Genomic DNA, 11,525 nt, shown 5'->3' with positions numbered 1-11,525 from the left:
GGCCTTGCTGCCTTGGAACTGCTCACCGGAAATGCCACGGTAAGCCAAAGTCTCAACCGGCGGTACGTGGGGTTCGTGGATCGTTTACTTTGAATGCGTGGACACAAATCAACGCGTTGGCTAGCTGTTCTCGATCGCTTCCAGCGATGCTCGCTGGGGTTCCGAGCACAGTGTGTAGCTCTCGCAGCCGGTCGAAGTAGTCATCCGGTATGTCTGGTTTCTCGGTGATCGCCCAGGTCCTGCCAAAAGTCAGCACTAGCTCTCGCCGGTCTGTTTTCGACCGCAGAGGTGCATTTCTCCATGCATCGTCGCCTTTAACATGTTCAAGTCGTACCCAGTTGAGGAAGCGGTTTACTTCAACCTCGATACCAAGGTCAGCAAACTCAGAGCGTCGATAGCCATGCTCTGTGAGCAAGGTAGCCACTTCGGAAAATGCCGGCCGGTATTGCTCATGAATCGATTTCTGAAGATCGCTCAGGTACATGTCCCGGGCCGATTTTTTCTGGCTGCTCCCCAGTATTGTCTGAGGTTCTACCGGAAGCATGACCTGAGACGGTAGGTCCTGACTTTGCAGGCGTGATGATTTTTCCCAAGCCTCTTTGAACTGCTTGTACACCTGACCGGTGAGCACCTCGGCGCTGTCCCAAACTTCGGCAAAGAAAATCTCCAGGTCGCGGATCCGATCCTCATCACCAGGTTGATCCAGCAACACCACTGCTTCACGGTTACCTGCCATTCCGCCCATGGTCAGGTTTGCGGAGCCCACCATGGCAGTCCCGTCAAATAGGAACAGTTTTGCGTGGTACCCATCAGTGAAGTAGCGCACCACGCAGTTGCTCGCATCGAGGACTTTGCGCAGAGCCGATGGGTTAGTGCTTTTGTTCAGTCCAACTAGCAGTTCTATCCTCGCTCCCCTCGATGATGCTTGAACGATTCTATCTTCTCGGGTGAAGTAAGGGACCGCGATACGGATGCACGATGCGGTCGACATCAGCTTGCTGTAGGGGAGGCTGGACCTGGTCGTCGCCTGAGCTGTTGGTATAAATCCCGGAGGCGACCATAGTCTTCCCTGTCGTCGCTTGAGTGTGTCCAAGATTGTGGCCTAAACGGCTCTGCGGGACCAATGCGGATTCTCAGCCATTAGGCGCTCATCTGGCACTTGGAACTACCGGTGCACGAGGGGTACCTGGTATCGCAATGCATATTCGTCGGACTTGCTTGGGCAGGAGGGTGTTCATCGAGTCGGTTGGGTACATGATTCAGATGCCTACAAATCCAAGCGCTTTGGCCGCATCGGTACTGACCTGCACAATGCCATGGCCGTTCAGATGGCCGGGCTATCCGACGGTCGACTTCTCACGCATAGCCAGCAAGCGCAGATTGGAAGATCTTCCATAGCAACGCTCCAGAAAGGTGAGGCGTAGATGTGTCGGGTGTTGCGTTTGATAGGAAACTGTTAACACTTACTGCCCCCTGAAGTGTGCGGGGTAGGTAGCGTTTTGAATTCCAAAAGGGAGTTGCACATGGCGAAATCTGATTACGATGACGGCGGCGCCGCCGCTGGCCAGTCGATCAATAAGACCCTTGGTGATATTGAGGCGCTTCTGAAGGGCGCGGATTTCAGTCCGTCTAGTCGGCCGATGCGTAAAAAGCTTCGTGAATGCCTTCAGCAAGCTTTAGAGGACGTTAGCGAGTCCTGGTACAAGAAAGGCTTTAATCGCGGACATCGCGAGGCCTACCAATGGGGATTCCATGACCATCCGGACACCCATTCCACCGACATCCGGACACTGATTCCACGCTGATCCGGACACTCATTCCACAAGCATCCGGACACCGATTCCACGGCCATCCGGACACTTTCAGGCAGGCAGCAACGCAGGACTATTCACTACTATCGACCTCTTTTTTCGAAGCGAAGAGGTCGTCGTGGAGCGTTTATCCATGCGTAAAATCCGAGAGGTACTACGCCTAAAGTTCGACGCCGGCCTGTCCGTGCGCAAGATCGCCGCCAGCTTATCCATCGGCCATTCGAGTGCAGGGGATTACCTTTGCCGGTTCGCTGCCAGTGGGCTTCAGTGGCCCATCGATATTTCTGACGCGGAGTTGAATCGACGGCTGTTTCCACCGGCAGCGCCAATGCCGACCGACCAGCGCCCAATGCCTGACTGGGCGTGGGTACACGCGGAGTTGCGCCGCCCCGGCGTCACTTTGGCCTTGCTCTGGCAGGAATATCGACTCGCTCACCCGCAAGGCTTCCAATACAGCTGGTTCTGCGAGCACTACCGCCTTTGGGCCGCCAAAGTCGACGTGGTCATGCGCCAGGAGCATCGTGCTGGCGAAAAGCTGTTCGTCGATTACGCCGGGCAAACAGCGCCGGTCATCGATCGGCAAATGGGCGAGATCCGTCAGGCTCAGATCTTCGTCGCCGTTCTCGGCGCGTCCAGCTACAACTTTGCCGAGGCCACCTGGTCGCAGAAACTGCCCGACTGGCTGGGCTCGCACGTCCGATGCTTTGCTTTTTTCGGCGGCACAACGCAGATCCTGGTGCCCGATAATCTGCGTAGTGGCGTGACTAAAGCGCACCGTTACGAGCCGGATATCAACCCCAGCTATCGCGATCTGGCCGAGCATTACGGCGTCGCCGTCTTGCCTGCTCGCTCGCGCAAGCCCAAGGACAAAGCCAAGGTCGAAGTCGGCGTCCAGATCGTCGAGCGTTGGATCCTCGCCGTGCTGCGCAACCGCCAGTTCTTCTCGCTTGGCGAACTCAATACAGCCATCGCGCTGCTGCTGGATCGCCTCAACCACAAGCCCTTCAAAAAGCTACCCGGCTCACGCCGGTCAGCCTTCGAGGCCCTCGACCAACCGGCCCTGCAAGGGCTGCCGGAACACCCGTACGTCTATGCCGAATGGAAAAAAGTGCGAGTCCATATCGACTACCACGTCGAGGTCGATGGCCACTTCTACTCGGTGCCGTACCAGCTGGTGAAGCACCAACTAGAGGTACGACTCACCGCCCAGACCGTCGAGTGCTTCCACGCCAACCAGCGCGTGGCCAGCCACCTGCGCTCGCTGCATAAAGGCCGGCACACCACCCAAACCGAGCACATGCCCAAGAGCCACCGCGAACATGCTGAGTGGACGCCGCAACGGCTGATCCGCTGGGCAGAGCAGACCGGGCCTAACACCGCTGGCGTTTTCGCCTACATCCTCGAACGCCAAATCCACCCACAGCACGGCTTCCGCGCCTGCCTGGGCATCCTGCGCCTGAGCAAACAGCACGGCGAAGCGCGGCTGGAAGCCGCGTGCCAGCGTGCGCTGGCACTGGGCGCATGCAGTTACAAAAGCCTGGAATCAATCCTGCGCCAAGGGCTGGAGCGTCTGCCGCTGGCCCAGCAAAACCTGCCGCTGCTGCCCGACGAGCACATCAACCTGCGTGGCCCGGGCTACTACCACTGACCTGAAAAAGGAGCTTCGAAATGCTACCGAATCCAACGCTCGACAAGGTACAAACCCTGCGCCTGCACGGCATGATCAAGTCGCTGAGCGAGCAACACACAACGCCCGATATCAATGATCTGAGCTTCGACGAACGCCTCGACCGCGAGGTGACCGAGCGCGAAGACGCCCGCATGACCACTCGCCTCAAAGCGGCGCGGTTGCGCCACAACGCCTGCCTGGAAGACATCGACTACCGCAGCCCGCGTGGCCTGGACAAGGCCATGATCCTGCAACTGGGCAGTGGCCAGTGGCTGCGTGACGGCCTGAACTTGATCATAGGCGGGCCAACAGGCGTAGGTAAAACCTGGCTCGCCTGCGCGCTGGCCCACAAGGCCTGCCGCGACGGCTACAGCGTGCGCTACCTTCGTCTGCCACGCTTGATGGAGGAGTTGGGCCTAGCCCATGGCGACGGCCGCTTCGCCAAACTGATGGCTGGCTACGCCAAGACCGACCTGCTGATCCTGGACGACTGGGGCCTGGCACCGTTTACCGCCGCGCAACGGCGCGACATGCTCGAACTGCTGGACGACCGCTACGGCAACCGCTCGACGCTGGTCACCAGCCAGATGCCGGTGGACAAATGGCATGCGCTGATCGGCGACCCGACCTTGGGCGATGCGATCCTCGACCGGCTGGTGCATAACGCTTATCGAATCGAGTTGAAGGGCGAATCGATGCGCAGGCGCGCAACGAAATTGACGACGACAGGGACTTCAGACTAACAATGCAAACCTGCGTCGCTGCGCTCCGACTGCCTGTCCGGATGAGCGTGGAACGGGTGTCCGGATGTTGGTGGGCTGAATGTCCGGATGGCGTGGAATCCGCAGATGGCCCTGTTGATCTGCCAGCTCGTGCAAACCATCCTGTCGAGGGCCCCGAGAAGGCCACTTCATAATCCCAATATGCCGACATGAATAACGGAAATTCGACCATGAGTGAAGAGTGGATTCTCCAGACCAAGGAAACCCGCAGGGTATTTTCTAACGCGGCGTGGGTTCCTTTAAGAGCTTCAGTTGAGAGCAAGAAAGGGGATCTAAAAGAGGTAGGCCATGTCAGTGAATATTTCGGTTGTGGCTCCGTAGCATTCCCGCCAGAGCATCGCCAGCGGGTTGAGGAGCGTCTTGGATGGAGCGACATAGGCATTGGGCACACGGTGGCGCCTTATGCTTACGAAGATGGATATTATGCGTCTATTGACCAATATCAATACAACGATAAAGAGCCAATAGGTGTCAATCTAGTTTACGAACACCCGCAACCTGTTGTCGGTGGCAGAAAGTGGATACTAAGCCCTGACCTAGTAATCGCGCTGCACTTGGTTAAAGAGGGCAACAACTGGGTCAGACCTGAAGAAAATTTCGTTGTGGTAGCTCGCGAGACAGTGAGTGAAGATGGCGAGCATCGTCAGATAGAAATAAAAAGAGAATTTTTACTTGACTATCTAGCCGCCAGAAACCTGTCGCTCCGCCTTGCATACTACAGACAGAGGATCGAAAACGTCACCGTCTTCGAGGAAAGCGCATATTCAAATTTGCTGCCCCACAATGAGGAAAGAGATAACGGAAAATTCTCCCTAATCATTCGCAAGCTTGATGACGTATTCGGGGGAAGCTGGGCGATGTTTCGAGCCTGGCGAACGGATGTAGATGAGGATGAGGACGCCCCTGTGATGGGCCCTGAGAATGACTCGAACACTGACCATGAAAGTTCAAAAGGGCATCGTGGAGGCTATACAGGTGTGCGGGTAGAGGGGGAGTTTTGGCGTGAGGAATGGATAGACCACCAGTCAAAAAGCCTACGCGTTCGTGGAGATGCAGATCCGAACCTCCCGCATTTCATTGTGGAAACCGATGGAGCGCGAATGAGATCAGCAGAGCTTGATAACGAGGACATAGGCCGCTGGCTATGGTTTCGAGCCAGCGTTGTAAATGAGCTTCTGAATAGCCGGGGATTCAAGTTAGTGTGGTACACGGCTGAAACTGGAGCTATTAATTCGACGTCAGGATATAAAACTCATTTCGGGATAAACAGTTCGGACCTTATCACCGTACATGCTTATGACATCGCACGACTCGCCCCATGGGAGCAGCATGTTTGGGCGGGGCATAATATTGTTCCTGAAGGAAAGGTTTCAAGTGAACTGCTGGACGCACAGATGAGGGCGAAACCGGCATCAACATATGCAGTTGAAGAAATTTTTTTCGGAAGCATGAGGCTTTTGGCCGACGGCTTCAGGCATAAATACGGAATATCTCTTTTCACCCATGATATTGATGACGCCGAAGCGGGGCAGCAGATATCTAGGTTTGCAAGCAAAGACAGAGCGTCCCTACTCAGATTGGCCAAGGACATCATTCGCGTATTCTCGGACAGGCTCAACATAACCGAGCTACGCAAGCTTTCTGCACACCAAGAAAAAGGCAAACTCGGCTCAAACAAATTACTCCAAAGTATTTTGGCTGAGAAAATTGGAGACGACAAAGCTAGGCAAGTATTTGCTGAGATTGCCGGTGCTTATGATATGCGAGTGGGAGATGCACACCCTACTGGCTCAAAGGTTACAGACGCGATCAAGCTCGCTGGCGTCGATGAAGACGACTCGCCATTGCGGCAAGGAGAGCAACTTATCCACAACGTTGGGCGATCGATTTGGAACACAGGGAAATTCTTGTTCGGCGAGACTGATGACTCGGACGAACAGCAATGACTGCTTCTGGCCGCTAGCCGTCCCTGGTGGATCTCCGCTTTCGGCCAAAAGCATACGCCCAAAAAAGACCTTAAGCATGCCGTACACAGGCTCAGTTATGGGAAGTGCACGTTCTCTTGACATCAACACCATTTGTCTAGCAAAACTGTTGAGTGGGCTCGTCTACGAGCTGAAAGAAGCGAAAATAATTTTTCGAGCATGCTGATATGGCTCACGTTCGTTGACAACTCTGTTTAAGAGGCGATTCCCTTGAATAAGCAAAAACAACCAAGCGAGTTCGATATTCAAGCAGCTCTCCAAGAAGTCTGTACAGCAGATGACGTAAAGAACGCATTTGATCTGTTTAAGTCGAATTTACAGCTATTAGGCGATTGGCGAATCGTTTACGCATGCCAAGACATGCGAGGAGCATTCAAAGTCCCGCGACTAGAATTTGGTAACTCAGGAGTAATCTCTTCCGCTATGGGCGGGCAATCATTAATTGTACTGGATAAAGAGTTCATAAATTCTAAAGGGCCTACTCGGTATGAAATTGGCCATGGGTTATATGCTGATTCAAACGTAGCCTCCTACTTTAGAAGGCTCTCATACAATTCCAGCTCTACAGACAATTTTGAAACGTATAAAAACAATCTCAGAAAAGCGATTGGTGTTGATGGTCTTCAAAGGCTCAACCCATTTTATTACATCTGGGAGTGCCAGAGAAACTGGAATGAAAAGACCCGCGAGGCATGTGTAGAGACTGTCGCTGCGATTTTGGCTTTTCATATGGATTCTGATCCGCTGGGCCCAGGCTGGAATGATAGATTCATGAATCTTTATCGAGAGACCTGCGAACAGCAGGCGGTGAGTATGATCGATGAGCTTCTGACCGATGCATTGAGCGAAGAAACAACCAATCGTTTGGCGCTCATTGAAGCCATGATCCTACGTACAAAACTCATCGACCTCGGATCCAAGAAATCCGCTCCGCACAAACTTGAGCAATTAATTAGATTTATGTATGAAGAACTCCAAGTTGTGATGGCAAGAGAGCTTGTGATTTGCGCTGAAATTCTTTATCGGGGAAAAACCAGTCTGACAAATAAGCTGAATTCATTCGAGAGGAGCGAAAACGCAATCGATATTGTAAGAAATGCTGCCTGGGATATTTTCATGCTCAGGATTATGGATGCAATGGTGACCCCTAAAGGTCTTCCACGCGGCGAGGTTTATTTGCCCGTTCTAATCTCCACTGACAAGGACGTACGGGATCTGATCAAGCTGACGGAATTGAAAGCCATTGCGGTCTGCCGAACCTCTGGTCGAACGTTTCCATTCATCGACCTTGATTTATTCGAGTGGCTCAATACTCGCTTGGGAGCTAAACGTGTGGAGAACTTAGCCCCTTTGTTTGGACAGGAAGGATTTGAAGCGCGTGCAAAGGGGCGCAGCTTGATTGCGGTAAAGGAGACGTTAGCTGCCGATCAGGTTCGGCTTCGAGAGTATCAAAAGTAGGCATCTTTTAGGCCACAGGATGTGTGGCTGGTCTGAGGTCACTCAATCCATGCGAGCCAGCGACGTGCGCGCTTGTTATGCTGATGAATAGCAAGATGCAAAATTTGCACATTAGACACGCCTGTCACCAGCCTAGACATGGTTATCTCAGCTATGGTGATGTCGTTGGTGATCCTAGATGGCTGCGCAGTCTGATCGCGACACAGCTGTTGATCTGTGTGCTTGTGATGGCCGGCTTCGTGCCGTCGGTGGAATCCAGAGGTGGAAGGCGGGATGCCGACACGTCGCTGAGCCCCGCTCCAGACAGCGAATAGTTATGGGAGCGTCTCTCCCAAAAAAAGACCGCAACAGAGTGCGGTCTTTTATTTGAATGGTGGGCCTCCCCGGAGTCGAACCGGGCACCAACGGATTATGCATACCACTTCAGCTTTCGCTGCCCCTTTCGGGTTCGTGGTCTGGACTGTCTCTTGCCTTTACGGCTCGCCCGTACAGTCTCTACACCTTCCTTGAGGTCTCTCAAGGCTTGGCTCGGGATTACCACGCAGACGCAGAGGCTTCCCCGAATTTGAGCGATTCTACAAAAGGGCAGAGCTAACTTACCCTAAAGCAACCCATTTGCTCATCACCATGCCCTGTGAAGGGGGTAGGCTCTGAACCGTTAAGTCCGCTGCTCTAACCAACATGAGCTAGAGGCCCAAAGTCTTTCACATCAACAGTTTACCAGACTACGCATCACGTACAAATGTGCACCTGCTGAGCACCCTACATAAGAACCTACGACCAAGGGATTATGAGTCCCCTGCTCTAACCAACTGAGCTATAGGCCCCCAGTGGCCGCGGATTATAACGACGGTTTGCGTAACGTGCCATCCGAAAGATCCGAAACGCTCATGTGCAGAAATGTTGCGGCGAATTCTTCGGGGGGCAGGGGTTGGCTGACGATGTAGCCTTGCATGTGTTCGCAGCCTTCGGCGGCGAGGAAGTCCTGTTGGGCAGGGGTTTCGACGCCTTCGGCGATGACGGTGAGCTGCATGCTTCGGCCCAGGGCGATGATGGCGCGGACGATGGCGGCGTCGTGGGTGTCGTCGGGCAGGCCGCGGACGAAGGACTGGTCGATCTTGAGGATATCCAGGGGCAGGCGCTTGAGGTAGCTGAGGGATGAATAGCCGGTGCCGAAGTCGTCGATGGCCAGTTGTACGCCGAGGTGCTTGAGCTGGTGGAGGATTTCCAGGGCTTCTTCGGTCTGGCTCATGATGAAGTTTTCGGTGATCTCCAGCTGGAGACAGCCGGGGTCCAGTTGGTTGTCGTGGAGCAGGCCCGTAATACGTTCCAGCAGGCTGGTCTGGCGTAGCTGGGCGCCGGCGAGGTTGACCGACAGCGGCCCGAAGGGGCGGTAGTGGCGGTGCCAGGTGCGCATCTGGCGGCAGGCTTGTTCCAGTACCCAGTCGCCGATTTGCAGAATGGTGCCATTTTCTTCCGCCAGGGCGATGAAGTGTTCCGGAGCCACGTCGCCGAAGGTGGGGTGGTTCCAGCGGATGAGGGCTTCGGCGCCGACCAGGTGTTGGTCTATCAGACTGAATTTGGGTTGGTAATGCAGGCTCAGTTCATTGCGCTCGATGGCGCGACGCAATTCGTGTTCGAGGGCGACGCGGGTGCTGGCCTGGGTGGTAAGGTCGTGGGTGTAGCTCTCGACGCGGTTGCGCCCTTTGGCCTTGGAGCGGTACATGGCGGCGTCGGCGTTTTTCACCAGGGTGGCGACATCGACGCCGTCCTGGGGGTAGAGGCTGGTGCCGATGCTGGCACTGGTGAAGAACTCGTGTTCGCCGGCCTGGAAGGGCGGGACGAAGCAGGCCAGCAGTTTGTTGGCGATATGGGCGGCATCGCTGGCGTGGTGCAGGCCGGGAAGCAGGATGATGAATTCGTCGCCGCCCAGGCGCGCGACGGTGTCGACGTCGCGCACCTGTTCCTTGAGGCGCTGCGCGATGCCTTTGAGCAGCAGGTCACCCACGGGGTGGCCCAGGCTGTCGTTGATGTGCTTGAAGCGGTCCAGGTCGAGAAACAGCACGGCGCCCTGGCTGTTGCCGTCGCCGGGGTCGTTGAGGGCGGCTTGCAGGCGGCTTTCGAAGAGGGTGCGGTTGGGCAGCCCGGTCAGCGGGTCGTGGTGGGCCTGATAGTCAAGACGCGCCTGGGCGTGCTTGAGGCTGGAGATGTCGGCGAACACGGCGACGAAATGGTTGATGACCTGGTCGCGATCGCGCACGGCATTGATGGTCAGCCAGCAGGGATAGACTTCGCCGTTCTTGCGGCGGTTGTAGATCTCCCCTTGCCAGTGGCCGACAGCGGCAAGTTGGTGCCACATGGCAACGAAAAAGGCGCTGTCATGCTGGCCTGAGGCAAGCAGGCGGGGGGTCTCGCCCAGCGCTTCGTGTTCGGCATAGCCGGTGATTTCGGTGAAGGCGCGGTTGACGGCGCTGATGTGCTGGCGCGTGTCAGTGATCAGCACCCCTTCAGCGGTGCTTTCGAACACGGTGGCAGCCAGTTGCAGTTTTTCCTGCATGAGGTGGCGCTCGGTGATGTCCCGGGCAACGGTGAGCATGCAGGCTTCCCCGCCAATCGGCATGGGCCGCGAAGAGACCTCACACAAGCGGATCTGTCCGTCCTTGCGGCGGATCATGCAGCCAAAATCACGCACATTACCTTCTTGGTGCATGCGTTCGATCAGGCGTTGGCGCTGCTTGAGGTCGACCCAGATGCCCAGCGACAGCGTCGAGTGCTGCAACAGCACATCGATGGGGTAACCGGTGATACGGGTAAAGCCCTCATTGACCTCAAGCAGCTTGCCGTCGCTTTGCCGGGTCAGGAGCATGCCATCGGGGGAGGAGTGGAAGGCCTTGGCGAATTTTTCCTCGGAGATTTGCAGGCGCTGTTCGGCTTCTTTGAGGTCGGTGATGTCGCGAACCACCACGACCATCGCCGGCAGTGTATCGAGGTCGAAGGGTTCTGCCGAGATCAGGCCGGTGAAGACCTCGCCATTGCTGCGCCGAAACGGCATTTCAAGGTTGCGCAAGCGGCCTTGCTTGATCTGTCGCAACAGTGCCGGGCCGGCGCCGTCGATCCCCCAGATGCCCAGCTCTGCCGTTGTGCGGCCAACCACTTGATGGGCGAGGAGGCCGATCTGGTCTTCGAACGCGGCGTTGACTTCCAGCAGGCAGCCGTCGCTCTGGCGGGCGAGCACGAGAATGTCCGGGCACTGACGAAACACCGAGGCAAACTTTTGCTCGGACAGGCGAAGGGCTTCTTCGGTTTTCTTGGTTTCACTGATGTCGATCATCAGGCCGCGCATCACCGGTTGTCGGCCATGGTCGATGAGGCTGACGATGTCGCGAACCCAGACGCAGTGGCCATCAGCGGTTTTGACGCGGTAGTCGAGGCTGTGATTGCGCCGGGCGGCGGTTTCGCTCGCACAATAGGCCTGGGCCCAGAGGCTGTCGTCAGGGTGCAGGATGCTTTGCCAGAAGCCGGGTTGGTACCAACTGGCGATGGGGTAGCCCAGCAGGGATTCGGCATGTGGAGAGACATAACTGTACGTGTAATCGGCGGTGTCAGCTTCCCAGGCAATGGCCGACAGGCTTTCCACAAGGCCGCGGTAGTGGTATTCGCTGCTGCGCAGCTCTTGCTCCAGAGCGACTCGGCGGGTGATTTCCGAGGTCATGCGGCGGTTTGTGCGTACAACGATAGCGAGCAGGGCGCAGAGTATCAGCAAGCCAGGCAAGCCGTAGGTGAGGATTTCGTTGCCCGCATAGGGCCCGCCATCCGCCGG

General features: G+C 56.0%; 6 protein-coding genes and 1 pseudogene. 5 read left to right on the top strand and 2 right to left on the bottom strand.

The window, feature by feature from the left end:
- Positions 1 to 52 precede the first annotated feature (52 nt).
- A complete protein-coding gene (locus HB675_RS24520) occupies positions 53 to 991 on the bottom strand; it encodes a phospholipase D family protein (RefSeq protein ID WP_256737669.1) in 939 nt (312 codons plus the stop codon).
- Positions 992 to 1,523: 532 nt separating this feature from the next.
- On the opposite strand from HB675_RS24520, the gene HB675_RS24515 reads away from it, so the two are divergent.
- From HB675_RS24515 to HB675_RS24495, 5 genes are all read left to right on the top strand, one after another.
- Complete coding sequence (locus HB675_RS24515; RefSeq protein ID WP_213881746.1) at positions 1,524 to 1,805, top strand: hypothetical protein; 282 nt, start codon at positions 1,524 to 1,526, stop codon at positions 1,803 to 1,805.
- A 139-nt stretch (positions 1,806 to 1,944) separates the two neighbouring features.
- Positions 1,945 to 3,459: an IS21 family transposase gene (gene istA, locus HB675_RS24510; RefSeq protein WP_213881745.1), complete on the top strand. Its 1,515-nt coding sequence runs from the start codon at positions 1,945 to 1,947 to the stop codon at positions 3,457 to 3,459.
- Positions 3,460 to 3,479: 20 nt separating this feature from the next.
- Positions 3,480 to 4,223, top strand: coding sequence for an IS21-like element helper ATPase IstB (gene istB / locus HB675_RS24505; RefSeq protein ID WP_213881744.1), 744 nt, complete (start codon positions 3,480 to 3,482; stop codon positions 4,221 to 4,223).
- 209 nt (positions 4,224 to 4,432) lie between these two features.
- Positions 4,433 to 6,208: a hypothetical protein gene (locus tag HB675_RS24500; RefSeq protein WP_213881743.1), complete on the top strand. Its 1,776-nt coding sequence runs from the start codon at positions 4,433 to 4,435 to the stop codon at positions 6,206 to 6,208.
- 249 nt (positions 6,209 to 6,457) lie between these two features.
- Complete coding sequence (locus tag HB675_RS24495) at positions 6,458 to 7,705, top strand: hypothetical protein (RefSeq protein ID WP_147460277.1); 1,248 nt, start codon at positions 6,458 to 6,460, stop codon at positions 7,703 to 7,705.
- An 841-nt stretch (positions 7,706 to 8,546) separates the two neighbouring features.
- Here HB675_RS24495 and HB675_RS24490 read toward each other — a convergent pair.
- Positions 8,547 to 11,495, bottom strand: a pseudogene (locus HB675_RS24490) (EAL domain-containing protein); the annotation flags it as partial.
- Positions 11,496 to 11,525 lie beyond the last annotated feature (30 nt).

The sequence above is a fragment of the Pseudomonas sp. dw_358 genome (assembly GCF_018449655.1).
Lineage (GTDB): Bacteria > Pseudomonadota > Gammaproteobacteria > Pseudomonadales > Pseudomonadaceae > Aquipseudomonas.
The sequence above is the reverse complement of the archived record's forward strand: the minus strand, read 5'-3'. Positions and strand labels throughout refer to the sequence as shown.